Below are 26,021 nucleotides of genomic sequence, written 5' to 3'. Positions count from 1 at the left end.
GCAGCCTGGTCGCGCCGCCCGCGCGCGGGCGCCATCGATGAGCGACACGCTGCGCGCCGAGCACACCAACGACTACGACTACGCGAAGGCGCCGGAAACCCTCGACGACGCGGAGCAGGAACGCCGCCACCCGGTGGTGCGGATGCATCCGGCGACCGGCGAACGCGGGCTGTCCAAGGGCGAGTCGCGGGACATCCTGCGGCTGCCGCAGTCCTACGTGACGCGGCCGGAGAGCGTCGTCCGGGTGAGCTGGGAGCCGAACCGCCGTCGACAACTACGACGACCTGCCCCGCCGCCTGAACCGGGTGACCGTGGCGGGCGACATCCCGGTCGGCATCGACGGGGTGGCGAGCGAGTCTCTCGAGGGTGACACTTCGCAATACTCCCCCGTGGCTTGACGGCCTGGATGCGGTAAGACTGGCGTCGTGAAGGACGACCGTCAGGTGGAAGTGCTCCTGCGGGAGCTGGCCCCGCAGGTGATCGGGCTGCTGGTGCGCAAGCACGGGCAGTTCGACGCCTGCGAGGACGCCGTCCAGGAAGCCCTGCTCTCGGCCGCGCAACAGTGGCCGGAGCAGGGCATCCCGAACAGCCCGAAATCCTGGCTCGCGACGGTGGCGTCACGACGGCTCGTGGACGAGTGGCGCAGCGAAAGCGCTCGACGCCGTCGCGAGGAGAACGACGCGCTGATGGACCCGGGTGAGCCGTCCACCGTGTCCGATTCGGACGACACGCTCACGGTCCTTTTCCTGTGCTGTCACCCTTCCCTGTCCGCGTCGTCGCAGCTCGCGCTCACGTTGCGCGCCGTCGGCGGCCTGACCACGGGTGAGATCGCGAACGCTTTCCTGGTGCCGGAATCGACGCTGGCCCAACGCATCAGCCGCGCGAAGCAGACCATCAAGAAGGCGGGCGCGGAGTTCGTCCTGCCGCCGCCCGCCGAACTCGCCGAACGGCTCCGCGTCGTCCTTCAGGTGCTGTATCTGATCTTCAACGAGGGTTACACGACCAGCGCCGGCCCCGACCTGCAGCGTGCCGACCTGACCGCGGAAGCGATCCGGCTGGCCCGGCTGCTCCGGCGGCTCATGGCCGGCGAGGACGAGGTCACCGGCCTGCTCGCGCTCATGCTGCTGACCGAAGCCCGCCGCGCCGCCCGCGCCGTCGGAGACGGATCGCTCGTCCCCCTCGCCGAGCAGGACCGCTCGCGATGGGACGCGGAAATGATCGCCGAGGGCGTCTCGCTGGTAAGCGAGGCCCTCGAATCCGGCCCCGTCGGGCCGTACCAGGTGCAGGCCGCGATCGCCGCCGTCCACGACGAAGCCGCGACCGTGGCGGACACCGACTGGCCCCAGATCCTCGCGCTGTACGACGTCCTCGAGAAGGTCTCGCCCGGCCCGGTCGTCACGCTCAACCGCGCCGTCGCGGTCGCCGAGGTCAACGGCCCGGAAGCGGGCCTCGAACTCCTCGCCACGCTCGAGGACGACAGCCGGATGAGCCAGACCCACCGGCTCGATTCGGTCCGCGGGCATCTGCTGGAGCTGGCCGGAGAAGCCGGCGCCGCGCGCGAGGCGTACCTGCGGGCCGCAGGGAAAACCGCTAGCGAACCCGAAAAGCAGTACCTGACCCGGCGCGCGGAGCGGCTTTCCTAGTCTTCGGCTTTGCGGGCGGTGGCCATGGCGCGTTCGGTTTCCCAGTACGCCCGCATGGACATGATCAGCCCGTCTTCGCGGACCCGGTAGACGAACACGCCGTCGGTGTCGACGCGATAGCCGCCGGGCAGGTACGTCGTGATCGTGCCGACGTTCGCGACCTCGTCACCGGCCGCGTGGGAATCGCGGATGGTGAACTGGAAGCGTTCGACGTTCGCGATCGTCTTGTCCCAGAAGGCGCTGATCCCGTCCTGGCCGTGGTGTCCCTTGCCCTCTTCGTCGAACATCGACGGGCCGATGGGGTCCTCGACGACGGCGTCCCCGGCGAAGAGGGCGAGCCACGCGGCCTTGTCCCCGGCGGTGACGGCGGTCATCGAGCGGAACGCGGCCCGGCGTGCGGGCGGCTGTGTGGCGGCCGGATCCCAGCAGACGTCGACACCCATGGCTCAGTCTCCGATCTTCGCGATGATCTCGTCGCCGAACTTCTTGATGGAATCGAGCTTCGGGCCGACCTCGGCGTCGAAACCGAGGCCGTCGAACACCCACGGCATGGTGATGATGTCGGTGACGCCGATTTCGCCCTGCTCGCGGTAACCGTCGAGGCCGAACTTGTCGATGCAGACGGCCTGGTATTCGAACGGGTCTTCGGCGCGGCCCTGATCGGCCAGCAGCCCGCGCAGTTTGGCGATCGTTTCGCGGAGGTCGTCGAACTTCATCATCGCCGAGGACCAGCCGTCGGCGACGCGGGCGGCCCGGCGCAGCGCGACGTCGGTGTGGCCGCCGATGTAGAACGGCACGCGCGACGGTGGTGTGGGGCTCATGCGGAGCTTGTCGAAGTCGAAGAACTCGCCGTGGAACTCGCCCATCCCGCCGTCGAGGATCAGCCGCAGCACCTCGATGGCCTCGTCCACGCGTTTGCCGCGCTTCTCGTACGGCGCGCCGCACCAGCGGAACTCCTCCGGCGACCAGCCGACGCCGAGCCCGAGGCCGAAACGGCCGCCTGTCAGCGCGGCGACCGAGTTGACCTGGCGCGCGAGCAGGACCGGGTTGCGGGAGCCGAGTTTGAGCACGGAGGTGTAGAACGTGAGCCGCTCGGTGACCGCGCCCATCGACGCGGCCGCGACCAGCGGATCGGCCCAGGGCGTCTCCTCGGTCCAGAACCGGCTGCCGTCGGGCGTGTACGGATAGTCGGCCGAGACCGTTTCGGAGTAGAACAGGGAATCCGGGAGCGCGATCGAGGAGAACCCCGCCTCTTCGGCGGCGCGGGCGAGCTCGCCCAGCTGATCGAGCGGATTCATCGCGATCGACAGGGTGAACTTCATGGGGCCGAACTATAACGTGTTCTAGTTTGGCCCGCCAGTGCTCGCGGTGACCGGGAGCACTGACCGGGAACCCCGGGCACAGCGGACGCGTTGACCAGGCAAAGGCCGAACGATTCCTGGAGTGAACCCATGGGCACCGCGATCTTCCTGATCGTGCTCCTCGTCGTCGTGGTCGGCGGCGGCATCTACTTCGCGAAATCCCAGGCGGCGGCCAAGAAGCGCCAGCTGGACGACGCGAAGGCCGACGCACGGCGCCTCGTCGAGCGACTAGGCGGTCAGGTACTGAACCTCACCGGCACGGACACCGCCTCCATGCAAGCGATGGCGGACGCGTCCGAGCGCTACACCGCGGCGGGCTCCCAGATGGAGCAGGCGCAAACCGCCGAGCAGGCCCGGCTGGTCAAGGAGACCGCCGTCGAGGGCCTCTACTACGTCCGAGCCGCCCGGCTCGCGATGGGCATGGACCCCGGTCCCGAGCTGCCCGGCAGCGAAGAGCGCGACCGCGCGGGCAAGGTCACCGAGCACCGCTCCGTCGACGTCGAAGGCGAGCACTACGAGGCTTCGCCGGATCCGAGCCAGCGGACGCCGCACTACTACCCCGGTGGGCGCGTGGCCGGCCGTCCGGTGCCGCAGGGCTGGTACAGCGAGCCGTGGTGGAAGCCCGCGCTCGTCGCCGGCGCCTGGGGTCTCGGTTCGATGCTGCTGTTCAGCGCGATGTTCTCCGGTATGGCGGGCATCGCGAGCGCTTCGGCCTGGGAGTCCGGTTACGACGCGGGCCAGGAAGACGCCGGGGGCGCCGATGGCGGCGGTGACGCGGGCGGAGACGCCGGAGGCGACATGGGCGGGGACGCCGGTGGGTTCGACGGCGGCGGCTTCGATGGTGGCGGTTTCGACGGCGGCGGCTTCGATGGTGGCGGTTTCGACGGCGGCGGCTTCGACTTCTAGCCGCGAGTTTTAGAGAGGGCTGAAGGGGCCCTTCACCGCATGCGACGCGGTGAAGGGCCCCTTCGCTGCGTCTGATGCGGGAAAGTCCCCTTCAGCCCTTAGGCGAGGGCCTCGCCTCGCGTGACCAGACGGACGACACGATCGCGACCGGGTCCCGCCGCGAGTCGTCCGGCTGGACACGCGTGTCGTCCATCCAGTCACGGGTGTCGTCCGTCCAATCACGCGAAACCGCCCTTCGGGCACTGCGCTCCCCAGAGCCACCCCGGCCTCATGTACCTGCCGAAAGCATGTCAGGCGGGCTGGCAGGTCGGGCACCAGAAGAGGTTCCGCGCCGCCAGATCGCTCCGCAGCACCGGAGTCCCGCAAACGAGACAGGGCATCCCCTCACGCCGGTAGACGTAGACCTCGCCCCCGTGCCGGTCTTGCCGCGGCGCGCGGCCGGTCGCCTCGGGCAGGTGCTCCGGCGCGACGGTGTCGATCCGTCCCACCCGGACACCGTGCCGCATGAGCGTCACGAGATCGGCCCACATGTCGTCCCACAGTCCGCGATCGAGCGCGCGGCCGGGGACGAGCGGGGCGACACCGTGCCGGAACAGCACCTCGGCGCGGTACACGTTGCCGACGCCCGCGAGCACCGACTGGTCCATCAGCAGTGCCGCGATGGACGTCTTGGACCGGGTGATCCGGTCCCACGCCTTGTCGGGCTTCGCGTCGCGGCGCAGCGGATCCGGGCCCAGCCGCGCCTTGATCGCGTCGACCTGCGGTCCGTCCAGGAGTTCGCATCGGGTCGGGCCGCGCAGGTCGGCGAAATGCGTCGGGCCGACCACCCGCATCCGCACCTGCCCCACCGGCTCGGTCACCGGCAGCGGCACGTCGGAGAAAGTGCCGTAGAGGCCGAGGTGGACGTGCACCGTCCCGTGTGGACCGTAGTCGTGGAACAGGTGCTTCCCGTACGCCTCGGCCTTCACCAGCACCCGGCCGTCCAAACGGGACGCTTCGGCGGCGAACCGTCCCTGCGGACTGCTCACCTCGACCGGATGGCCGGCGAAACGGCGTTTGTGCAGACGTGCCAGGCGATGGAGCGTATGCCCCTCGGGCATGTCAGTGCTCGGGAAGCGGCGGCGGCCAGCCGGTGTTCTCGTAGTCCAGGATCTGCTGGACGCGGCGGCCGTGGCGCTCGTCCGGGCTCGGCGGGGTCGCGAGGAAGGCCTCGACGATCTCGGTGGCCTCTTCGGTGGTGTGCATCCGCGCGCCGACGCCGATCAGCTGGGCGTGGTTGTGTTCGCGGGTGAGCTTCGCGGTCTCGACGCTCCAAGCGAGGCCGGCGCGAGCGCCCTTCACCTTGTTGGCCGCGATCTGCTCGCCGTTGCCGGAGCCGCCGACGACGATGCCGAGGCTGCCCTCGTCCGCGACGACCCGGCGGGCCGCCTCGATGCAGAAAGCGGGGTAGTCGTCGGCCGCGTCGTAGACGAAGGGACCGACGTCCTCGACGTCGTGCCCCTGCTCCTTGAGGTGGGCCACGAGGTGGTTCTTCAATTCGAAACCGGCATGGTCAGAGCCAAGGTAAACACGCACAGCGCGGAGTCTGCCATCACGTTCCGGCGCGGGCATGCTGTGGGGGTGGACATCCGACTCGAATGGGGGCCCGAAGGTGTCGGCGCCCTCGGCGGGAATTGCGCCGTCCTGATCGTCGTCGACGTGCTTTCCTTCTGCACCACCACGGATCTCGTCCTCGGCAACGGAGGGCGCGTGCTGCCGGTCCGCTGGCGCGACCACCGCGGCGAGGACGCCGCGAGAGAGCGAGGCGCCATCCTCGCGGGTGAAGGCGAGTGGACCTTGCGACCTTCGTCTGTGACGGAAATCCCTTCCGGCACACTTCTCGCGCTCCCCTCCCCCAACGGCGCCACGCTCTGCGACGCGGCCGCCACGACAGGTGCCGAAGTTCTGGCGGGCTGCCTGCGCAACGCCACCGCCGTCGCCGCCCGCGCGGCCGAACTCGCGGACGGCGCGCCGATCGGTGTCGTCCCGGCAGGGGAACGCTGGGGTATCGACCTGCACACCGAAACCAAGACGTTCGGACCGCTGAGGCCGTGCGTCGAAGACCAGCTCGGCGCGGGGGCGATCATCGCCGCGCTGGCCGGCTACGGCCGTCCCTCCGCCGAAGCCCGGCTCGCGGCCGCCGCGGCGAAAGCGCTCGACATCGCCGAAGCGCTGACAGAGTGTTCTTCAGGGCGTGAGCTCGCCGCCGCCGGGCACGCGAACGACGTGACCCTCGCCGCCCAGCTCGACACGAGCAGCACGGTTCCGGTGCTGCGCAACGGAATTCTGGAGGACCTGTGACTTGGCTCGAACTCGCGGACGGGGTGTACGCCCGCCGCTACGAGGAGCTGGACCTGACCGTCGGCCTGGTCGTGGGAAGTGACCGCTGCCTGGTCGTCGACGTCCGCGGCGACGTCGAACAGGGCGCCGAACTCGCCGCGGCGGTCCGGGAGATCACGCCGCTGCCGTGGTCGGTCGTCTACACCCACGCGCATTTCGACCACGCCTTCGGCACGGCGCCGTTCCTGCCGTGTGACGTCTGGGCGCACGAAGGCTGCGTGACCGAACTGACCCAGTACGGCGAGCAAGCACGTCTCAAGTGGATGGCGAAAATGGAGTCCGAGAACCGGCCGGAGATGGCGGCGGCGCTGGCCCGCACCGAGATCGTCATGCCCACCCGGGTGGTCTCCGACACCGCCGAAATCGACCTCGGCGGCCGCACGGTCGTGTTGCGGTTCCTCGGCCGCGCCCACACCGACCACGATCTCTTCGTGCAGGTGCCCGACGCGGGGGTCATCTTCGCCGGAGACGCCGTCGAGAACGCCGAAGCCGGCTTCAGCGCCTACTCGTTCAACGACGACAGCTCGCTCGTGGAGTGGACCGAGGTGATGGGCGCGCTCCTCGCGCTGGAGCCGAAGATCATCGTCGCCGGGCACGGAGACCCGGTCGACACCGCCTTCATCGAGAAGCACCGCGAGGGGCTGCGAGAACTCGTCGCGCTCAAGACGAAGATCGCGGCAGGAGACCTCACGACGGACGAAGCCGCCGCGAGGTCCCCCTACCCCGGCGATGTCACCAAAGCCGCACTCGCGACCCCTTAGTCGAAGTTGAGATCCCCGGTCCGGGTGCGCTTCAGCTCGAAGAAGTCCGGGTAGCTCGCCAGCGCGCGGGCGCCGTCGAAGACCTTGACGGCGTCCTCGCCGCGCGGGATCGAGCTGAGCACCGGACCGAAGAACGCGACCCCGTCGATGTGGATGGTCGGCGTGCCGACGTCCATTCCGACCGGATTCATACCTTCGTAGTGACTCTTTTTCAGCGCCTCGTCGTACTCGGTCGACTCGGCGGCCTCGGCGAGCTCGGCCGGGGCGCCGATGGCTTCGAGGGTCTCCTTGATGACCTTCGGGATGTCCTTGTCGCCCTGGTTGTGATGGCGCGTGCCGAACTCCGTGTAGAACTCGCGCAGGGCCTCCTCGCCGCTCTTCTGCGCCAGAGCGGTCGCGACGCGGACCGGGCCCCAGCCGCGGTCCAGCAACTCCTTGTACTGCTCAGGCAGGTCCTCACGGCCGCTGTTGAGCTCGGACAGGCTCATGATCCGGAACCTCAGGTCGAGGTCGCGGTGCTTCTCCACCTCGAGGATCCAGCGCGAGCTGATCCAGGCGAAGGGACAGATGGGGTCGAAGTAGAAGTCGACCTTGGTGGTCTCGGACGGGGCGGTCATCAGGTTCTCCCAGTGCCATCGTCATGGGTGGTGCGGTACACGCGGGGTGCTACACAGCGAGCCAACATCACGGCAGTCGGCGTTGTTCCCGTCGTCAGCACGGGCCTGGACATGATTGGATGCCTGTAGTTGGAAACCAAAACCGATACCGATGACCAGAGGTGCCAGTGCCCGCCCCCAACCTGACCCGAGACCAAGCCAAGCTGCGCGCGGACCTGCTCGACGTCGAGTCCTACGACATCGAGCTGGATCTGACCGACGGCCGAGGCGGTCCCGGTGAGAAGACCTTCACCTCGAAGACGACGATCAAGTTCGCGAGCGCCAGAAGCGGCGAAACGTCATGGATCGACATCGTCGCCGAGGGGATCGAGTCCGCCGTCCTCAACGGGGCGGACCTCGATGTCAGCGGGTACGTCGAGGACAAGGGCGTCGAGCTGCCCGCGCTCGCCGAGTCGAACGAACTCGTCGTGGACGCGGTCTGCCGGTACATGAACACCGGCGAAGGCCTGCACCGGTTCGTCGACCCGGTCGACGACGGCGTCTACCTCTACACGCAGTTCGAGACCGCCGACGCCAAGCGCATGTTCGCCTGCTTCGACCAGCCCGACCTCAAGTCGGTCTACCGGCTCACCGTGCTCGCGCCGAAGGACTGGAAGGTCATTTCGAACGCGCTGGTCGAGTCGGCCGAGGAGACCCCGGAAGGGGCCGTCCGCACCGTCTTCGCGGTGTCCGAGCGGATCTCGACCTACCTGGTCGCGCTGATCGCGGGCCCGTACAGCGAGTGGCGCGACGAGTACTCCGACGACCACCGCACGATCCCGCTCGGCATCTACTGCCGCTCCTCGCTCGCCGAGCACATGGACGCGGACAAGCTGTTCACCGAGACCAAACAGGGTTTCGCCTTCTACCACGACAAGTTCGCCACCCCGTACCCGTTCTCCAAGTACGACCAGCTGTTCGTGCCGGAGTTCAACGCGGGCGCGATGGAGAACGCCGGCGCGGTCACGTTCCTGGAGGACTACGTCTTCCGCAGCCGCGTCACCCGCTACGCCTACGAGCGCCGCGCCGAGACGCTGCTGCACGAGATGGCACACATGTGGTTCGGCGACCTGGTCACCATGCGCTGGTGGGACGACCTGTGGCTGAACGAGTCGTTCGCGACCTTCGCCAGCGTGCTGGCCCAGGCCGAGGCGACCGAGTACAAGAACGCGTGGACCAGCTTCGCGAACATCGAGAAGTCGTGGGCGTACCGGCAGGACCAGCTGCCCTCGACGCATCCGATCGCCGCGGACATCGTCGACCTGCACGCGGTCGAGGTGAACTTCGACGGGATCACCTACGCCAAGGGCGCGAGCGTGCTCAAGCAGCTCGTCGCCTACGTCGGTCTCGACCACTTCCTCGAAGGCCTGAAGGTCTACTTCGGCAAGCACGCCTGGGGAAACGCGACCCTGGCGGACCTGCTGGGCGCGCTGGAAGAGGCCTCGGGCCGCGACCTGTCGTGGTGGAGCGCGCAGTGGCTGGAGACCACCGGTCTCAACTCGCTGAGCCCGCGCTACGAGATCGGCGCGGACGGCAAGTACACCGCTTTCGCCGTCACGCAGACCGGTGCCAAGCCCGGTGCCGGTGAGCTCCGGACGCACCGCGTCGCCGTCGGCGTCTACGACGAGGACGAGAACGGCAAGATCGTCCGCAAGCACCGGGTGGAACTCGACGTCGACGGCGACCGCACCGAGGTGCCGGAGCTGGTCGGGCTCCCGGCGGGCAAGCTCGTGCTGGTCAACGACGACGACCTGACCTACTGCACGATGCGGCTCGACCCGGCGTCGCTGACCACGCTGATCGACCGCATCGCCGACATCACCGACCCGCTGCCCCGCACGCTGTGCTGGTCGGCGGCGTGGGAGATGACGCGCGAGGCCGAGCTCAAGGCGCGCGACTTCGTCACGCTGGTCCAGCGCGGAGTGCACACCGAGACCGAGGTCGGCGTGGTGCAGCGGCTGCTGCTGCAGGCGCAGACCGCGCTGAACTCGTACGCGAACACCACGTGGGCGGCGGACAAGGGCTGGCCGGAGTTCAGCTCGCGGTTGCTGGAGCTGGCGCAGGGCGCCGAGGCCGGTTCGGACCACCAGCTCGCCTTCGTGAACTCGCTGTCCCACTCGGTGCTCGACGAGAAGACCCTGCGGATCATCGCGGGCTGGCTCGACGGCACGGCTCCGCTGGAGGGCCTGACCGTCGACACCGATCTGCGCTGGCGGCTGCTGCAGGCGCTGGTCGCGCACGGCAAGGCGGAGAACGCCGAGATCGACGCGGAACTCGCCAAGGACGACACCGCGGCCGGACGGCGTCAGGCGGAGCGCTCGCGGGCGCTGCGGCCGACCGACGAGGCGAAGGCCGACGCGTGGCAGCGGGCGGTGTACGACGACGAGCTGCCCAACGCGGTCAGCGACTCGCTCATCACCGGCTTCTCCCACCCCGGCCAGAAGCATCTTCTCGGCGACTACGTGACGCGCTACTTCGACGTCATCGACGAGGTGTGGCAGCGGCGCTCCAGCGAGCGCGCGCAGCCGACCGTGGTCGGGCTGTACCCGTCGTGGGCGGTCGTTCCGTCGACGGTGGAGGCGTCGGACGCGTGGCTGACCGGGGAGCACCCGGCGGCTCTGCGCCGTCTCGTGTCGGAAGGCCGGGCCGGGATCGTGCGGGCGCTGGCCGCCCGTGAGTTCGACTCGCAGGCCGGACTCTAGACAGAACTGAAGGGGCCCTTCACCGCATGTGATGCGGTGAAGGGCCCCTTCGTCACGTCTTATGCGGGGAAAGTCCCCTTCAGCCCGGCGTCAGCGCTGCGGAGCGCCTGCCTGGTCGCTCAGCATGCGGAGAGCGTTCACGACGCCGCCGATGAGGTCGCCTTCCTTGAAGGAGGCCACCATGCTGGCCACGGCGAGCTTCGCGCCGCGGTCGGGCAGGCGGTGCTTGGCCTGCGAGCCCGTCACGATCTCGATGGCGCGCTGGCCGGGCGACACGGCGACGAGCACGGCGTCGGCCGGGTCTTCTGTCGAGGCCAGCAGACCCTCGGCGGTGACGCGGGTGTCCTCGCCGAGGTCGCCGAGGTACACGCTGAAGTCGAGGCCGGTCTCGCGGCTGGCCAGCGTCAGCGCCTCGTCCAGCCGGGCAAGCTGCTGGGTGGTGAATGGGCTGATCGGCCCAGCCGGTTCGTACATCTTGGCGGCGGAAATCCGGCCGCTGGAGGTAACGGCGGCGCCGTAACCGGGCTCTTCGTCAACAGCGGTGGACGAATGGGTCAGTTCACCAGTTGCCACGAGCGCCTCCCGTCACCGAAGTTCCGCTCGCGGCGGCGACGGCGGTCGCGCCGCCCGTGCTCGCGTGCGAATGCTTGGCGCCGACACCGTCGGGGTTGGCGCTCCACCACATGGCCGGGTACTCCCACGGCTGCCCCGGCCGGTACCGGGCGATGCCCGCGCCCTTCGACCGCAGCGTGGCCACTCCGCAAAGCGCGTAGATGACCAAGGGGATCACCGCGAAGACCAGGATCGTCTCGACAAGGTTCACGCGCGTGAGCGTATCCGACCGGTACCGGGAACGCCGGGCCGCACCCGGTACCCACCCGCCCGGACATGCTCCGCCTCACCGACCGCTCATCGTCGCGAGGGGGCCGTCCGCCGCTTGCCGCGAAAGCGCTCCCACGTTGGGCCGAAGCCCTCAAGGCCGAAAGGTTGCAACTCAACGTACGGGCGGCCGCACCCGGCGCTGTCATCTTGTCGCGGCCTTGAAATCCTCGTAGCTTTTTCACCTGTACGGGCCTTGCGCCCAGCTCCCACACCCCAGCAGGTAACGCACCGGTCGCAGGAGGATATGTCATGCAGAGCACCCAGACACCCGGCCAGGCGATCATCGACGACATTTCGTCACTCTTCGAAATTGGATTCGTCCCCGGTACGCGTGTGACGGCGGGCACACGGGTTACGCGCGGTACTCGCGTCACTCGCGGTACGCGGGTCACCGCCGGTACCCGGGTCACTCGCGGCACTCGCGTGACCCGTGGCACTCGCGTCACCGCCGGCACTCGTGTCACCCGTGGCACCCGCGTCACTCGCGGCACCCGCGTGACGGCCGGAACCCGCGTCACCTGCGGTACCCGGGTCACTCGCGGCACCCGCGTCACCCGTGGGACGCGCGTCACCTGCCAGAGCGACTTCTCCCTCGCCGCCTGAGCCTGAGCACGACCGGCTGACGGCGTACTTGTAGCGGTAGAGAGCTTCACAACGGCATCATCGGCCCGCCCCGGCCGCCGAAAGGCAGCCGGGGCGCCGACGTCTTCAGAACCCGGTCAGGCCGCGGTTCCCAGGTACGGCCGCCACAGCGGGTCGGCCTCCTTGGAGTGGGCGAGCAGCCGCCAGTGCGGCCCGTGCGGGGCCCTCGGCACGACGCGCAGCCGCCAGCCGATCTCGGAAAGCAGTTTGTCCGCCTTCCGGTGGTTGCACTTGGCGCAGCAGGCCACGCAGTTCGTCCAGCTGTGGGGACCGCCACGGCTGCGCGGGACGACGTGATCGATGGTCTCGGCCCGTCCTCCGCAGTACGCGCAGCGGTACCTGTCACGGTGCATCAGCCCGGCCCGGGTCAGCGGCACCTGCGCGCGGTAGGGCACGCGCACGTAGGTGCTCAGCCGGATCACCGAAGGCACGGGCAGCGAAACCGTGGCGGCGTGCAGCTCGAGCCCTCCCGGGTCTCCGTGCACCACCTCGGCCTTGCCGCACATCACCAGGACCACCGCGCGCCGTAACGGCAGCGCCGTGAGCGGTTCGAACGTGGCGTTCAACAGCAATACCCGTCTGCGGCCCCACGAAGTCGTGGTGGGTACCGCCGAAGTCGACGGATCCCGCCCTCTACGCTGTCCGGGCGGGCGGGCAACACCCCCTGGCCGCGTTCCCGGCCCGCCCGGTGGAGCCCCGTGCGAGGGGGCACCTCCCGGATGAGCGCGCAACACGACCTCCGGCGCCTGTCCGGCCAAGGCTTGGCTCGGGACGCCGAGGGGGATGGGTTGTCGGTCTGGCACTCGACCACCTCCACCGGTGCAGGCATAGTCGACCACAGATCAGCCCCAAAGTGCACGTGTGTTACTGGACGTGTCACATGCGCGCGACCCGGCGGCCACCTGATGTCGGGTTTTTCGAATCCGCCGGGGCGTCCACCGCGCCGAGCAGCGCGAACGAACCCCGCCGAGTACGAAAGGACATTTCTTCTCCGTGAACCTGCTGCCCACCGAACCCCCGGCTTGCACGAAGGACGCCAGCACCTTGTGCGGCCAGGTGTTCCAGGTCACAAACAACGAATGGCTCTCCGCGTCGGCCGGCTGGCTGCTGACGAAGCCGATCAAGATACTGATGATCGTCGCCGTGGCGTTCCTGCTGCGTTACGTGGTGCGGCGCCTGATCAACCGCGTGACCCGGATTCCCAGCGGCTCCTCGAAGCTGCCCGCACTCTTGAGACCGCTGCGGGAGAAGGCTCCCGAAGTCCTCGGGTCGGCCGTGATGGAACGACGCCGTCAGCGCGCCGCCACCATCGGCTCGGTCCTCAAGTCGGTGGCGACACTGTTCATCTACGGCCTGGCGTTCATCCTGGTGCTGGGCGAACTGGGCATCGACCTGGCGCCGATCATCGCCTCCGCCGGCATCGTCGGTGTCGCGCTCGGTTTCGGCGCCCAGAACCTCGTCAAGGACTTCCTCTCCGGCATCTTCATGATGATCGAGGACCAGTACGGAGTGGGTGACGTCGTCGACGTCGGTGAGGCGTCCGGCACCGTCGAGGCCGTCGGCCTCCGGATCACCACCCTGCGTGACATCAACGGCACCGTCTGGTACGTCCGCAACGGCGAGGTGCTGCGGGTCGGCAACTCGAGCCAGGGCTTCGCCGTGGCCGTCGTCGACGTGCCCCTCAGCTACTCCGCCGACGTCGAGAAGGCCACCGAACTGATGGCGGGCAAGGCCACGTCCTTGCTGGAGAGCGAGGGACTCGCGCCCAACGTGCTGGAGCCGCCCGAGATGCTCGGCGTGGAGACCGTGACCCCCGAGGGCATCAAGCTCCGCCTGACGGTGAAGGTCCGGCCCGGCAAGCAGTGGGCGGTGCAGCGCGCGCTGCGGGCGCACCTGCTCGCCGCGCTCGACGAGGCGGGTTTCGAGCCACCTCTGGGGCGCTTTATGTCGTCCGGCCCCGCCGGTCAGTAGGACAAGGGCAGAATGGAGCTGTGTCCGTGAGCGAACCAGACCCCACGACGTTGTACGAGGCGATCGGCGGTGAACCGGTGTTCACCCGGATCGTCGCGCGGTTCTACGCCGAGGTGGCGGTCGACGAAGTGCTTCGCCCGCTGTACCCGGAGGAGGACCTCGGCCCGGCCGAGGAGCGCTTCCGGCTGTTCCTCATGCAGTACTGGGGCGGCCCGCACACGTACTCGGATCAGCGCGGTCACCCGCGGCTGCGGATGCGGCACGGGCCGTTCAAGATCGGCCCGATCGAACGTGACGCCTGGCTGCGCTGCATCAAGATCGCGGTCGACGAGGAGCGCATCGAGGAGCCCTACCGCGGGCAACTGTGGGCGTATCTGGAGATGGCCGCCAACAGCATGATGAACAGTTTCGTCTGATGGAGCGCGACGTGGCTTGGTGGGACCAGGCGGTCTTCTACCAGGTCTACGTGCGCTCGTTCGCCGATTCCGACGGGGACGGCGTCGGTGACCTCGAAGGCATCCGCGGCAAGCTCGGGTACCTGGAGCTGCTCGGGGTCGACGCGCTGTGGCTGACGCCGTTCTACCGTTCGCCGATGGCAGACCACGGGTACGACATCGCCGATCCGCGCGACGTCGACCCGATGTTCGGCACCCTCGGCGACTTCGACGTCCTGCTGACCGAGGCGCACAAACGCGGCATCAAGGTCACCATCGACGTCGTCCCCAATCACACCAGCAACACCCACGCCTGGTTCAAATCGGCGATGGCGGCGCCGCCGGGGAGCCCGGAACGGGATCGCTACGTCTTCCGTGACGGGCTCGGCCCGCGCGGCGACCTGCCGCCGAACAACTGGGTCAGCGCGTTCGGCGGCCCGGCGTGGACCAGGGTCCCGGACGGCCAGTGGTACCTGCACCTGTTCTCGCCGCAGCAGCCGGATCTGAACTGGGCCAACCACGAGGTCGCCGCCGATCTGGAACGGACGCTGCGGTTCTGGCTGGACCACGGCGTGGACGGCTTCCGCATCGACGTCGCGCACGGGATGGCGAAACCGCCGGGCCTGCCGGACATGGACCCGAGGGTGAACCCGCTCGGGCCGAGCGAGTTCTACGACCCGCGCTTCGACAACGACCGCGTCCACGAGATCCACCAGATGATCCGCAAGGTGCTCGACGAGTACCCGGGCACCATGGCCGTCGGCGAGATCTGGGTGACCGACGAGGAACGTCTCGCGCGTTACCTGCGGCCGGACGAACTGCATCTGGCGTTCAACTTCCGGCTCGTGCTCACGCATTTCGACGCGGACGCGCTGCGGACGGCCATCGAGCGGTCCCTGGCGGTGCCGAAATCGGCCGGTGCCGCCGCCACCTGGACGTTGGGCAACCACGACGTCTGGCGGCAGGTCAGCCGGTACGGCGGCGGTGAACGCGGCGTCCGGCGCGCGCGGGCGATGGCGCTCGTCGAGCTCGCGTTGCCCGGCACGGTCTATCTGTACAACGGCGAGGAGCTGGGACTCGGCAACGTCGACCTTCCGCCCGACGCGCTCGCGGACCCGCGCGCCAAGACCTCCGGCGCCGAATTCGGCCGGGACGCGTCACGAGTGCCGTTGCCGTGGGAAGGCGACCTGCCGCCGTTCGGCTTCTCGCGGAATCCGCGTACGTGGCTGCCGATGCCCGCTTCGTGGGCTTCGGTGACCGTGGAAACCCAGCTGGAGGATCCCGCGTCGACGCTGTCGCTGTACCGGCGGGCGATCGAGATCCGTAAGTCGCACAAGGCTTTCAGCGGTGAAGACCTCGAGTGGTACGGCGCACCGGCGGGCTGTTTCGCGTTCCGGCGGCGCGGCGGCGGCCTGGTGTGCGCGCTGAACACGTCGGCGAGCCCGATCTCGCTGCCGCCGGGCGAGGTGCTGCTCTCGAGCGTCCCGTTGGTGAACGGGAAACTGCCGCCGGACGCGGCCGCCTGGCTCGTCTGAGAGTCCACAGCGTGTCGGCTTCGAGTGTCGCGAAAGCCACTTTCGGGACGTCTGATGTCGCGAAAGTGGCTTTCGCGACATCAGGGTGGCGGTGGCGCGACCAGGGCGCAGGTACCGAGTGAGTCCAGGTGGTCGTGATCGGCAAGTCGGGTTGGAACACCGCTTGCCATTCACGACCCACCCGACCTGGCACTTACAGCCACGGGCAGGCGTTGCGAACGCCACTTTCGCAACCTTCACCGTTGCGAAAGTGGCGTTCGCAACGCACCCCGCGACCCACCCATGACCACGACACGTTTGCCTTACCCCTCAACAGAACCCGCATCGCCACTCACGAGGGCGCTAGTTCACCACGATGTAGTGGTCGCGTCCGGCGCTCGACCGGGTGCCGTCAGCGCTCCGGCTGTAGACCTGGATGGGGTAGAAACCCGACGCCGCGGGGGTGAAGGTGAAGCTCGCCATGCCGTCGGCTCCGGCCGGGACCACGATCGGATTGCTCCACTCCTCGTTGAGGTAGTAGACGTACTCGACGACGCCCGGCATCCGAGGGGTCAGGGTGAAGACGCCGGTGACGCCGGGGCCTCCGCTGCTCTGGGAGTCCGGGTAGTCGGTGCTCGCCACCCGCGGAGCGTCACTGGCCACGTAAATCCAGCTGGCGGTGCCGGACGTCAATCCCGCGCCGGTCGTGCTCCACGCGTAAAGCCGGTGAGAACCTCTGGTCGCCGTGACGATGTTCGCGATCGTGGTGGTGCCCGCCGCGGCCGCGATGGTCGCCTCCGGCCCGTCGTCGATCCGGTAGGTGTAGGAGACGACATCCGCGATGCCGGGGCTGAAGCGGAACTCCGCGGGCATCCCGACGCCGGTTTCCCGGGATCCGGTGATCCGGGGCTCCGTCGACTTCACATAGAAGTGGTGGACGTGCTGAGGCGACCGGTTGCCCGCGCTGTCGACGCTCGCCACGTAGAGATCATTCGGGCCGGAAGTCTGCGGGGTGTGGGAAACCGTCGCGGATCCGCCGATGTGGTTCGCCGCCACGTAAGTGCCCGCCGGATCGGTGTTCCCGTAGTAGAACCCGACGACCGTGCTGTCTCCGCCTGCGTCGAAGGTGAATGAGCCCGGCACGCCGGCGCCGGGGTGCCAGGCACCGTCATCCGGATACTCGGCCGAGGTCACGGTGGGCTCGGCGATCAGGGAAGTGGCGCTCGCCGCGGCCGGTGCGGCGCTGAACGCCATCACCCCGACGGCCAGGAGCGCGGTGAGTCTCTGACGAATTCTCATGTGAAACCCCCAGGTGATCTTGCTGTCAGGTTCAGCCAAGCACAAGGAAACGGTCCGTTCCTCGCAATTTCGCGAGGAACGGACCGTTCACGGCACCACTGGATCAGTTGTTGAAGCCCGGGTGCAGCTTGTACTGCGTCTGGGCGTTGAACTGGTTCTGCCGGACGAACTTCGCCGGGAAGGTCCGCCAGTCGTTGAGGTCCAGGACGTCAAGGCCCTTCACGATGTCGGACGAGAAGATGTGGCCGTTGTACCAGTACGCCGACCACGTCCCGCCACCGACGAGCTTCTCGGTCGAGAGCGGGCCCCGCTCCCAGTACGCGATCTCCTTCGGCTTCTTCGAGTCGGTGAAGTCCCACACCGAAACGCCGCCCTGGTACCAGGACTGGACCATGATGTCCTTGCCCGGCACCGGGATCAGCGATCCGTTGTGCGCCACGCAGTTCTCGGTCTCGGACTGCAGCCGCGGGATCTTGTAGTAGCTGCGGAACTCCAGCTTGCGGTTGTCGCCGCGGCCGGTGATCTCGTAGATGCCGTTGGCGCCGCGGGTGGAGCCGAACTTCTCGAGGCAGGTCGCCATGCCGCCGCCGCCGAGTTCGTCGGTGAAGACGATCTTGGTGGCGTCGTTGTTGAAGGTGGCGCTGTGCCAGAACGCGAAGTTCACGTTGTCCTGGACCCGGTTGAGGACCCGCGGCTTGAGCCGGTCGGAGATGTCGATCAGGACGCCGTCACCCATGCAGGCACCGGCCATCAGGTCCTTCTCCGGCAGCGCCGTCAGGTCGTGGCAACCGGTGGTCGCCGAACGGCGGGTGCCGTCGGGGTTGTCGCCGCCGGCGTTGCCGCCGTCCGGGAACAGCACCGGCGTCGCGACGAGCGAGGCCTTCGCCGGGTCCTTCAGCGGGACCTTGACGATGGAGAGCTTGTCGTGCGGCGGCTGGCAGTCGGGAAGGTTGGCCGCGGGCGCGTACGACGAGACGTAGATGTAGACGTCCTTGCCGCGCTTGTCCGGCACCAGGGTGTTGGTGTGCGAACCGCAGTCGGTCTCGACCGCCGCGACGTACTTCGGCGCCGCGAGGTTCGAGATGTCGAAGATCTTGATGCCTTCCCACGCCGTCTTGTCCGACGCGGGCTTCGCCACGCTGGCGCACGAGTTGTCGCTGCGCGAGGCGTCGGTCGAGAGGAAGAGCAGGTCACCGGAGATCGACACGTCGTTCTGCCCGCCGGGGCACAGGACCTGGCTGACGATCTTCGGGCGGTAGGGGTTGCGGACGTCGTAGACGTTGAAGCCGTCGTACGTGCCGATGATCGCGTGCCCCTTGGTGAACGCGATGTCGGTGCCGGTCGAGTCCTTGGTGAACGGTCCCTGCTGCGGGATGTTCGCGATCGACCGGAGGTTCGGGCTGTGGACGATCTCGTCCACACCCGGGATCGTGGTCGCCGACGGCTCCGCGATGACGGCAGGCGCGGCGAACGCGCTGGAGGCTCCGAGGGCGGCGACCGCGGCCCCCGCGACGAAGACCCTGGTCAAGCGACGTTTCAGCCCAGGTTGCAGCACGATACGACTCTCCTTCCACCCAGCTTTACGCGAACCTTATTACTTATTTAGGCTCAGCAGATACCAACCAACGGAGGTTCTCCCGGGATGAGAAAATGTTTGACATCGGCGCTGCTCGTCGCCGTTTTCGTCGTCTCGGGCTGCACCGGCGACGAATCCCCCACGACACCGGCCCAGAGCGCGCCGGTAATCGTGCCGGGCAAGCCGGGTGAGCAGGCGAGCACCGGCTCCCCCGGACCGGTGAACCGCGCTCAGCCCAACGACGCCGACGTCGAGTACATGACGATGATGATCCCCCACCACCAGCAGGCGAAGGTGATGACCGATCTGGTGCCGGGCAAGACGGCGAACGAGCAGATCAAGGCGATCGCGGGCCGGATCTCGGTGGCGCAGGACGGCGAGGTCGCGATGATGAAGACCTGGCTGTCCGACCGCGGCAAGCCGGTCCCCGGCGAGGGTCACGCCGGGCACGGCGCGGGCCATGACCACGCGCTCATGCCGGGCATGGCGACCGAGGCCCAGCTGGCGGATCTGCGCGCGGCGAGCGGCGTGGCGTTCGAAAAGATGTTCCTCGACCTGATGATCGCGCATCACACGGGCGCGTTGACGATGGCCGAGACCCAGCTCGGCAAGGGTGTGGAGATCAAGGCGCAGGAGATGGCGCAGGAGGTCATCACCGGCCAGACCGCCGAGATCGAGCGGATGAAGACGATGCGCGCGAAGCTCTAAGCGTCGCCGGAAGAACCCATGTCACCTGAGTCGTCGAGAGTGCCCGAGACGATCCAGGTCGCCAGCGCGGCGGCCTGGACGTAGGGCGCGGCCTGCGCCGCGGCGCGTCCGGCGGCCTTGGTACGCCCCCATTTCTCCGGGCGTTCGGCGCGTTCCGGCGCCTCCTCACCCGGCGGGCGCTCGGTGCGCCAGGGCGTCTCCTCCGGCCGGACTTCCGCGAGGAAATCCGCTGTCGGGTCCTCCCCGTCCTTGTCGCTCATGGGGACAGCCTGACACCGCGGGCGGCCGGAAGCCACCCGCTGGTGTGAAGCGGTAAGAAAGCCGTCAGAAGAGCAGTGGCAGGAGCGCGTGGCGGCGTTTGAGGACGGCGCCGTAGCGGGCGTCGATGCGCATCCACGAATCGGTCGCGGTGATCCGGACGACGTCGTCGGCGATCGACGAGTCGAGGAAACCCATCCCGGACAGCGCGAACAGGCACCGCATCTGGACCTTGATCTCCTGCTCGCCGCCGGTGACGGTGAGCACGGCCTGGTCCATCAGCGACGCGGGCGGGTTGCCGTGCGGGCCGACGTTGTCGCGGGCGAGGGTGACCCCGCGATCGGCCAGCTCCGAGATCACCGTCGCGGGCAGTTCGTCCACCAGCTGCCAGCGGCCGGGCGCGGGCAGCTCCGAATGCCACATCAGGTCACGAGTCGGGCCCGGATCCATCCGCTCGCCGCCGGCGATGGTCAGCGCGGCGAGCAGCTCGTTCCCGGACACCGTGATGTCCGACGGCGTGATGTCGCCCGCGACCGCCCTGGTGGCGAGGACCTCGAACGGTGTCGCGCTCCACGCCTCGACGACGCCGTCGCCGCGCTGCCGCAACCGCACCAGCGTGTTCTGATCGAGCCGGACCGCCCTGGCCACGAACGCTCCGAGCGTCTCGCGGTCACCCGCGTCCGGGATGACGAGTTCAGGCATCCGCGAACCCCTTCTCCAGGAAGGCGCGTTCGTCCTCGGTCAGCCGCCGGGGCCGCTCCGAGGAGGTGTCGAACGGCGCGAGCACCGTCTCCGCGGTGACCGCGACCTTGTCGGCCTCGGCGGGCCCGTCATGCACCCGGTAGCCGAGGGTGAAGCTGGCGTGCTTCAAGTCCTTCAACGAGATCTCCACCCGGATGTCCTGATCGGACACCACGATCGGCGAACGGTAATGGACGGCCAGCTTGACCACCACGATGCCCTTGGGCAGTTCGGTGAGCCCGGCCCGGACGGCATCCCCGAACAGCAGGGGGATCCGCGCCTCTTCGAGCAGGGTCACCAGGTTGGCGTGGTTGACGTGCCCGTAGACGTCCATATCCGACCAGCGCGGCCGGATCAGGGAAATGTAGCTCACTACCTCACCGTGCTCCGGATCTGCCTCGCCGCCACCGACAGCGTCGCCAGGTCGAGCTTGCCGAACTGGCTGATCTCGTCCAGCGCGACACGGGCCCGTTGCAGCCTCGAGGCGTTCGTCTTCTCCCAGTGGACGATCTTCTCGTCCGGATCCGTACCCGAATCGCTGTGCCGCAACGCGTCCAGCGTGATCGCCCGCAACGAACCGTAGACGTCGTCCCGCAACGCGAGCCGCGCGAGGGCGTGCCAGCGGTTGCCGCGTTCGAGACCGCTGATCGACGTCAACATCTTGTCGATGCCGAGGTGGTCGGAAAGGGCGTAGTACAGGCCCGCGGTGTCCGACGGGGTGTGCACCGCGTCGATCCCCGCCTGCTGCTCGGCCAGCTCCGCGACGTCGGTGACGTCGAGCAGGCCGAAGGTGTGCAGCAGCAGCGCCACGCGTTCCGCCAGTTCCGTCGGGACGCCCTTCTCCACCAGCCGCGCCGTGTTCGCGTCCACCGACGCGCACTCGACACCGCGAAGCAGTTCGTGGGCGCGCGGAGCGAGCTCGCCGACGACCCGGCCGAACCGGTTGATCTCGGCGAGCGGGGCGAGCGGCTGCGGCCGGTTGGTGAGGAACCAGCGGGCGGCCCGGTCGAGCAGCCTGCGGGTCTCCAGCATCATCTCGTCCGCGACCTCGGTCGGCACGACGTTGTCCAGCGCGTCGATCTGCGCCCACAGGGAGGGCAGGTCGTACGCGTGGGTGACCACGGCGTACGCGCGGACGGCGTCGGTCGCGGTGGCGTTCATCTCCTCCATCAGGCGGAAGACGTAGGAGATGCCGGCGCCGTCGACGACCTCGTTGGCCACCATCGTCGTGATGATCTCGCGCTTCAGCGGGTGCTGGAAGATCGCGTCGCCGAAGCGTTCCCGAAGCGGCTTCGGGAAGTACTCGGGCAGGCGTCGCGAGAACACCTCCGAGTCGGGCAGTTCGCTCGCCAGCAGCTCGTCCTTGAGGTCGAGCTTGACGTGCGCGAGCAGCGTCGCCAGCTCCGGGGAAGTGAGGCCTTCGCCCGCCTTCTCCAGCGCACGGAACTCCGCCGAACTCGGCAGCGCTTCGAGCTTGCGGTTGAAAGCGCCCTTCGCGACCAGTGCCGCGACGAGCCGCTGGTGCACCGAGACCATCGGCCCGGCGTGCGCCCGGCTGACACCGAGCACGGCGTTCTGCCGGTAGTTGTCGGCCAGCACCAGCTCGCCGACCTCGTCGGTCATCTGCTCGAGCAGTTCGTTGCGCTGCTCCGCGCCGAGCGATCCGGTCGAGACCAGGTGGTCCAGCAGGATCTTGATGTTGACCTCGTGGTCGGAGCAGTCGACGCCGGCGGAGTTGTCGAGCGCGTCAGTGTTGATCTTGCCGCCCGCGCGGGCGAACTCGATCCGGCCGAGCTGCGTCAGCCCCAGGTTCCCGCCCTCGCCGACGACCTTGACGCGGAGCTGGTTCCCGTTGACGCGCAAGGCGTCGTTGGCCTTGTCGCCCGCGTCGGCGTGGGTCTCGTTCTCGGCCTTGACGTAGGTGCCGATGCCGCCGTTCCACAGCAGTTCCACCGGCGACAGCAGGATCGCCTGCATGAGGTCTGCCGGGGCCAGCGAGGTGACGTCCTCGGCGAGCCCGAGCGCCTCGCGGACCTGCGGGCTGACCGGGATGGTCTTCGCCGAACGCGAGTAGATCCCGCCGCCCTCGCTGATCAGCGAACGGTCGTAGTCCTCCCACGACGAACGCGGCAGGTCGAACAGCCTGCGGCGCTCGGCGAACGAGGAGGCCGCTTCCGGGTTCGGGTCGAGGAAGATGTGCAGGTGGTTGAAGGCGGCCACCAGCCGGATGTGCTCCGAGAGCAGCATTCCGTTGCCGAAGACGTCACCCATCATGTCGCCGATGCCGACGACGGTGAAGTCCTCGGTCTGGCTGTCCTTGCCCAGCTCGCGGAAGTTGCGTTTGACGCTCTCCCAAGCACCCTTCGCGGTGATGCCCATGGCCTTGTGGTCGTAGCCGACCGAGCCACCGGAAGCGAACGCGTCGCCGAGCCAGAATCCGTAGTGCGCCGAGACCTCGTTGGCGATGTCGGAGAACTTCGCGGTGCCCTTGTCCGCCGCGACCACGAGGTAGCTGTCGTCGCCGTCGTGGCGGACCACACCCGGTGCCGGGACGGTCTTGCCCTCGACGCGGTTGTCGGTCACGTCCAGCAGGCCGGAGATGAACATCCGGTAGCAGGCGATGCCCTCGTTCAGCTGGGCGTCGCGATCCAGGCCCGGGTCACCGGTGGCCGTCGGCGGGCGCTTCACGACGAAACCGCCCTTCGCGCCGACGGGCACGATGACCGCGTTCTTGACCGCCTGCGCCTTGACCAGGCCGAGGATCTCCGTGCGGAAGTCCTCCCGGCGGTCGGACCAGCGCAGGCCACCGCGCGCGACGTCGCCGAAGCGCAGGTGCACACCCTCGATCCGGGGCGAGTACACGAAGATCTCGTACTTCGGCCGCGGCTCGGGCAGTTCGGGCACCGCGCTCGGGTCGAGCTTGAGCGCGAGGTACTGACGGGAGTTCCCGTCCCCGTCGGTGACGTGGTAATTCGTGCGCAGCGTGGCGAGGATGACCGCCATCAGCCGCCGCAGGATCCGGTCCTCGTCGAGACTGGTCACCTCGTCGACCAGTTTGCCGATCTCGGCGGTGAGCTGATCGGCCTGCGACGCGCGGACCTCGGTGCCGAGCGCGAGGTCGAAGCGGGTCTCGAACAGCCGCACCAACGCGGTGGCGATGTCGGTGTGCGCGAGGACGGTGTTCTCGATGTACTCCTGCGAGAACGGGATCTTCGTCTGGCGCAGGTACCGCGAGTAGGCCCGCAGGATGGCCGCCTGGCGCCAGGTGAGCCCGGCGCGCAGGACGAGACCGTTGAAGCCGTCGACCTCGCAGTCGCCGCGCCAGGCGGCGTGGAACGCGTCCTGGAAGCGGGTGCGGAGGTCGTGGTCCGCGTGGTCGAGGACCTGCGGATCGATCAGCAGGCCGAAGTCGTAGATCCAGGACCGGCCGCCGTCTTCCCGGCGCAGTTCGTAGGGCCGCTCGTCGACGACCTCGACGCCCATCCGCTGCAGGACCGGGAGCACCTGCGAGAGCGTGACGCCCTCGCCGCGCAGGTACAGCTTGAAGCGCCGCTCCCCCGGCTCGGCGTCGGCCGGCAGGTAGAACGACATCGACAGGTCGCCCTCGTCGGTCAACGACTCCAGGGCGCGGAGGTCCGCGAGCGCTTCGAGCGCGGTGAAGTCCTCCTTGTAGCCCTCGGGGAACACCGCGGCGAACCGCTGGCCCTGTTCGCCCGCGGACTCCTCGCCCAGCAGGCCGATCGCGACGCCGCTGTCCCCGGCGCGCTCGCGGCGCTCGGCGAGGATCGCCTCGACCATCCTGTCGTCCCAGCTGCGCACGGCTTCGTTGAGCCGTTCCTGGATGCGCAGCGTCTCCGGCTCGGACCGCTGCGAAGGATCGGTGTGCACGATGAAGTGCACCTGCGCGAGCACGGTTTCCCCGATGCGCGCGCTGTACTCCAGTTGCGTGCCTTCGAGTTCCTCGAGCAGGACCTCCTGCATCGCGAGCCGCGAACGGGTCGTGTAGCGGTCTCGCGGGAGGTACACGAGGCAGGAGTAGAAGCGGCCGTACGGGTCACGGCGCAGGAACAGCCGCAGCCGTCTGCGATCCGAAAGCGTGATCGCGCCCGTCGTCGTGGAGTACAGCGAGTCGGTGTCGGCCGAGAACAGGTCCGCACGCGGCCAGTTCTGCAGCACTTCGAGCATCCGCTGTCCGGAGAAGGACTCCATCGGGAAGCCCGCGCGGTGGATGACCTCGCGGACCCGGTTGCAGACCACCGGGATGTCCAGCACGTTCTCGTGCAGGGCGGTGGTGGTGAACATGCCGAGGAAGCGGTGTTCGCCGGTGACATTTCCCTTGTCGTCGAACGTTTTCACGCCGACGTAGTACGGGTGGACCGGACGGTGCACCGTGGACGGGGCGCTCGCCTGGGTCAGCACCAGCAGCGTCGGCGCGAGCGCGGAGGCCGCCGTGTCGGGACCGGCGGTGAGGCTGCGCGCGGCCAGGCTGTCCTGGCGCAGCACGCCCAGCCCAGTGGCGAGCACGGCGCGCAGGGCGGGCTCTTCGCTGTCGGGGTGCGGATTGTCGATGAGCTCGTAGCGGCGGTAGCCGAGGAAGGTGAAGTGGCCGTCGGCGAGCCAGCGCAGCAGCCGGGCACCTTCGGCGACCTCGCGCGCGGAGAGCCGCGGCGGGCTCTCGTCCAGCTCGTCGGCGAGACGGCGCGCCGTCTCCGCCATCTTGTCGGTGTCCTCGACGACCTCGCGCACGTCACCCAGCACCGACGAAAGCCGGTTGTCCAGCTCGCGGGCGCGGTTCGGGTCCGTCACCAGGTCGATCTCGATGTACATCCAGGACTCGGCCGCCGAATTGGACGGCGGCTCGGCCGGATCGGCGTCCGGGTGGACCGCCAGCAGCTCACCGGTCAGATCGCGGCTGACCACGACGATCGGGTGCACGATGCGCTGCACCTGCACGCCGTCGCGGGCGAACTCGGCCGCGACGGAATCCACGAGGTAGGGCATGTCGTCCGTGACGACCTGCACGACGGTGGCCTCACGCGTCCAGCCGTCTTCGGGGCCCGTCGGGTTCAGCAACCGCACGGCGGGACGGCCGGGCATCCGGTCCTTGGCCAGCTGCAGATGCGAGCGGACGGCGCCGACGAGGTCGACCGGGTCGTCACCGAGAATCTCTTCGGCCGGGATGTGCCGGTAGTACAGGCGGATCAGGTCGCCGATCTCCGGGGCGTACGCCGCGGCGGCGTCGATCAGGTCGTCCCGGATCTGCTCCGGGTTCACCGACCGGCGCCTGGCGCCGTCTTCGGTGCCGACATCTTTTCCGGGCAGGGACGAGACTCCCGTCGAGCTCATTTGAGGCAACTCTCCACTGTAGCGAGATTGACACCGCGACCGGCACGACTCTGTACCGGACCAGACCCAACCTACAGCTCCGGACAGTCGGCTCCACAAGGCCGGGTCATTCCCGGCCGTCGAAGATTTCCCTGCTCAGATGCCGGAATCGCCGTGATCGGTTCAGCTACTCGCGGGTCACATAGGCGGTCTGTCCGGCCCTGCCCGCGTCCCGTCGTACCAGGGGTGACCAGCACCCATTG

Annotated in this window: 24 protein-coding genes; 10 read left to right on the top strand and 14 right to left on the bottom strand. The window is 68.6% G+C overall.

Features of this window, described 5'->3' with window-relative positions; genetic code table 11:
* The first annotated feature begins 37 nt into the window (after nt 1-37).
* Nucleotides 38-370, top strand: coding sequence for a TauD/TfdA dioxygenase family protein (locus tag HDA45_RS30910; RefSeq protein ID WP_246481705.1), 333 nt, complete (start codon nt 38-40; stop codon nt 368-370).
* Between the two features lie 55 nt (nt 371-425).
* Entirely contained in the window at nt 426-1,643 is a 1,218-nt protein-coding gene (locus HDA45_RS30905) for a sigma-70 family RNA polymerase sigma factor (RefSeq protein ID WP_184901258.1), read from the top strand.
* On the opposite strand, the gene HDA45_RS30900 is transcribed toward HDA45_RS30905, so the two are convergent.
* Nucleotides 1,640-2,086: a nuclear transport factor 2 family protein gene (locus tag HDA45_RS30900; RefSeq protein WP_184901256.1), complete on the bottom strand. Its 447-nt coding sequence runs from the start codon at nt 2,084-2,086 to the stop codon at nt 1,640-1,642. The genes HDA45_RS30905 and HDA45_RS30900 overlap by 4 nt on opposite strands.
* Nucleotides 2,087-2,089: 3 nt before the next feature.
* Nucleotides 2,090-2,965 carry a TIGR03619 family F420-dependent LLM class oxidoreductase gene (locus tag HDA45_RS30895; RefSeq protein ID WP_184901254.1) on the bottom strand — a complete coding sequence of 292 codons (876 nt, stop codon included), beginning with the start codon at nt 2,963-2,965 and terminating at the stop codon, nt 2,090-2,092.
* A 129-nt stretch (nt 2,966-3,094) separates the two neighbouring features.
* On the opposite strand from HDA45_RS30895, the gene HDA45_RS30890 reads away from it, so the two are divergent.
* Complete coding sequence (locus tag HDA45_RS30890; protein ID WP_184901252.1) at nt 3,095-3,910, top strand: hypothetical protein; 816 nt, start codon at nt 3,095-3,097, stop codon at nt 3,908-3,910.
* Between the two features lie 290 nt (nt 3,911-4,200).
* Here HDA45_RS30890 and HDA45_RS30885 read toward each other — a convergent pair whose 3' ends face one another.
* Together HDA45_RS30885 and HDA45_RS30880 are read right to left on the bottom strand one after the other, a co-directional pair.
* A complete protein-coding gene (locus HDA45_RS30885; RefSeq protein ID WP_184901250.1) occupies nt 4,201-5,010 on the bottom strand; it encodes an Fpg/Nei family DNA glycosylase in 810 nt (269 codons plus the stop codon).
* 1 nt (nt 5,011) lies between these two features.
* Nucleotides 5,012-5,485 (bottom strand): ribose-5-phosphate isomerase, encoded by a 474-nt coding sequence (locus HDA45_RS30880; RefSeq protein WP_007034718.1) that lies wholly within the window; start codon nt 5,483-5,485, stop codon nt 5,012-5,014.
* Between the two features lie 45 nt (nt 5,486-5,530).
* Between HDA45_RS30880 and HDA45_RS30875 the strand changes: the two genes are divergently transcribed.
* Nucleotides 5,531-6,250, top strand: coding sequence for a 2-phosphosulfolactate phosphatase (locus tag HDA45_RS30875; RefSeq protein WP_343072194.1), 720 nt, complete (start codon nt 5,531-5,533; stop codon nt 6,248-6,250).
* Nucleotides 6,247-7,050 (top strand): MBL fold metallo-hydrolase, encoded by an 804-nt coding sequence (locus HDA45_RS30870; RefSeq protein WP_184901246.1) that lies wholly within the window; start codon nt 6,247-6,249, stop codon nt 7,048-7,050. Before HDA45_RS30875 ends, HDA45_RS30870 begins: the two co-directional genes overlap by 4 nt.
* On the opposite strand, the gene HDA45_RS30865 is transcribed toward HDA45_RS30870, so the two are convergent.
* The gene (locus HDA45_RS30865) at nt 7,047-7,667 is read right to left on the bottom strand and encodes a mycothiol-dependent nitroreductase Rv2466c family protein (RefSeq protein ID WP_184901244.1); all 621 of its coding nucleotides are present in this window, start codon (nt 7,665-7,667) and stop codon (nt 7,047-7,049) included. The two genes, HDA45_RS30870 and HDA45_RS30865, sit on opposite strands and share 4 nt — an antisense overlap.
* 167 nt (nt 7,668-7,834) lie before the next feature.
* Here HDA45_RS30865 and pepN point away from each other — a divergent pair, with 167 nt between their 5' ends.
* Entirely contained in the window at nt 7,835-10,408 is a 2,574-nt protein-coding gene (gene pepN, locus HDA45_RS30860; protein WP_184901241.1) for an aminopeptidase N, read from the top strand.
* 90 nt (nt 10,409-10,498) lie between these two features.
* Here the strand turns inward: pepN and HDA45_RS30855 are convergent, their stop codons facing one another.
* The 3 genes from HDA45_RS30855 to HDA45_RS30845 form a co-directional block, all read right to left on the bottom strand.
* A complete protein-coding gene (locus HDA45_RS30855; RefSeq protein WP_184901239.1) occupies nt 10,499-10,981 on the bottom strand; it encodes a DUF5130 family protein in 483 nt (160 codons plus the stop codon).
* A complete protein-coding gene (ctaJ, locus tag HDA45_RS30850) occupies nt 10,968-11,231 on the bottom strand; it encodes an aa3-type cytochrome oxidase subunit CtaJ (RefSeq protein WP_184901237.1) in 264 nt (87 codons plus the stop codon). Before ctaJ ends, HDA45_RS30855 begins: the two co-directional genes overlap by 14 nt.
* Before the next feature lie 778 nt (nt 11,232-12,009).
* Nucleotides 12,010-12,504 carry an HNH endonuclease gene (locus tag HDA45_RS30845; protein ID WP_037319481.1) on the bottom strand — a complete coding sequence of 165 codons (495 nt, stop codon included), beginning with the start codon at nt 12,502-12,504 and terminating at the stop codon, nt 12,010-12,012.
* A gap of 421 nt (nt 12,505-12,925) precedes the next feature.
* On the opposite strand from HDA45_RS30845, the gene HDA45_RS30840 reads away from it, so the two are divergent.
* The 3 genes from HDA45_RS30840 to HDA45_RS30830 are packed head-to-tail and all read left to right on the top strand — an operon-like array spanning nt 12,926 to nt 15,872.
* Nucleotides 12,926-13,903 carry a mechanosensitive ion channel domain-containing protein gene (locus HDA45_RS30840; RefSeq protein WP_184901235.1) on the top strand — a complete coding sequence of 326 codons (978 nt, stop codon included), beginning with the start codon at nt 12,926-12,928 and terminating at the stop codon, nt 13,901-13,903.
* Between the two features lie 20 nt (nt 13,904-13,923).
* Complete coding sequence (locus HDA45_RS30835; RefSeq protein ID WP_184901233.1) at nt 13,924-14,319, top strand: globin domain-containing protein; 396 nt, start codon at nt 13,924-13,926, stop codon at nt 14,317-14,319.
* Nucleotides 14,319-15,872 carry a glycoside hydrolase family 13 protein gene (locus tag HDA45_RS30830; protein ID WP_184901231.1) on the top strand — a complete coding sequence of 518 codons (1,554 nt, stop codon included), beginning with the start codon at nt 14,319-14,321 and terminating at the stop codon, nt 15,870-15,872. Before HDA45_RS30835 ends, HDA45_RS30830 begins: the two co-directional genes overlap by 1 nt.
* A gap of 342 nt (nt 15,873-16,214) precedes the next feature.
* Here HDA45_RS30830 and HDA45_RS30825 read toward each other — a convergent pair whose 3' ends face one another.
* Together HDA45_RS30825 and HDA45_RS30820 are read right to left on the bottom strand one after the other, a co-directional pair.
* On the bottom strand, nt 16,215-17,150 hold the full coding sequence (locus HDA45_RS30825; protein ID WP_184901229.1) for a hypothetical protein: 936 nt from the start codon (nt 17,148-17,150) through the stop codon (nt 16,215-16,217).
* A gap of 103 nt (nt 17,151-17,253) precedes the next feature.
* Nucleotides 17,254-18,705: an LVIVD repeat-containing protein gene (locus tag HDA45_RS30820; protein WP_184901227.1), complete on the bottom strand. Its 1,452-nt coding sequence runs from the start codon at nt 18,703-18,705 to the stop codon at nt 17,254-17,256.
* 87 nt (nt 18,706-18,792) lie between these two features.
* On the opposite strand from HDA45_RS30820, the gene HDA45_RS30815 reads away from it, so the two are divergent.
* On the top strand, nt 18,793-19,434 hold the full coding sequence (locus tag HDA45_RS30815; RefSeq protein WP_184901225.1) for a DUF305 domain-containing protein: 642 nt from the start codon (nt 18,793-18,795) through the stop codon (nt 19,432-19,434).
* Here the strand turns inward: HDA45_RS30815 and HDA45_RS30810 are convergent.
* The 4 genes from HDA45_RS30810 to HDA45_RS30795 form a co-directional block, all read right to left on the bottom strand.
* Entirely contained in the window at nt 19,431-19,694 is a 264-nt protein-coding gene (locus HDA45_RS30810; protein ID WP_184901223.1) for a hypothetical protein, read from the bottom strand. The two genes, HDA45_RS30815 and HDA45_RS30810, sit on opposite strands and share 4 nt — an antisense overlap.
* A 64-nt stretch (nt 19,695-19,758) precedes the next feature.
* Entirely contained in the window at nt 19,759-20,394 is a 636-nt protein-coding gene (locus tag HDA45_RS30805) for a DUF8010 domain-containing protein (RefSeq protein ID WP_184901221.1), read from the bottom strand.
* Nucleotides 20,387-20,806 (bottom strand): thioesterase family protein, encoded by a 420-nt coding sequence (locus HDA45_RS30800; protein WP_184901219.1) that lies wholly within the window; start codon nt 20,804-20,806, stop codon nt 20,387-20,389. Before HDA45_RS30800 ends, HDA45_RS30805 begins: the two co-directional genes overlap by 8 nt.
* Nucleotides 20,806-25,779 (bottom strand): NAD-glutamate dehydrogenase, encoded by a 4,974-nt coding sequence (locus HDA45_RS30795; protein ID WP_184901217.1) that lies wholly within the window; start codon nt 25,777-25,779, stop codon nt 20,806-20,808. Before HDA45_RS30795 ends, HDA45_RS30800 begins: the two co-directional genes overlap by 1 nt.
* Nucleotides 25,780-26,021: the final 242 nt, after the last annotated feature.

Origin of the sequence: Amycolatopsis umgeniensis, assembly GCF_014205155.1 — a bacterium.
Classification (GTDB): Bacteria; Actinomycetota; Actinomycetes; order Mycobacteriales; family Pseudonocardiaceae; genus Amycolatopsis; species Amycolatopsis umgeniensis.
Note: the sequence above shows the minus strand (reverse complement) of the source record. Positions and strands in the feature narration are given on the sequence as shown.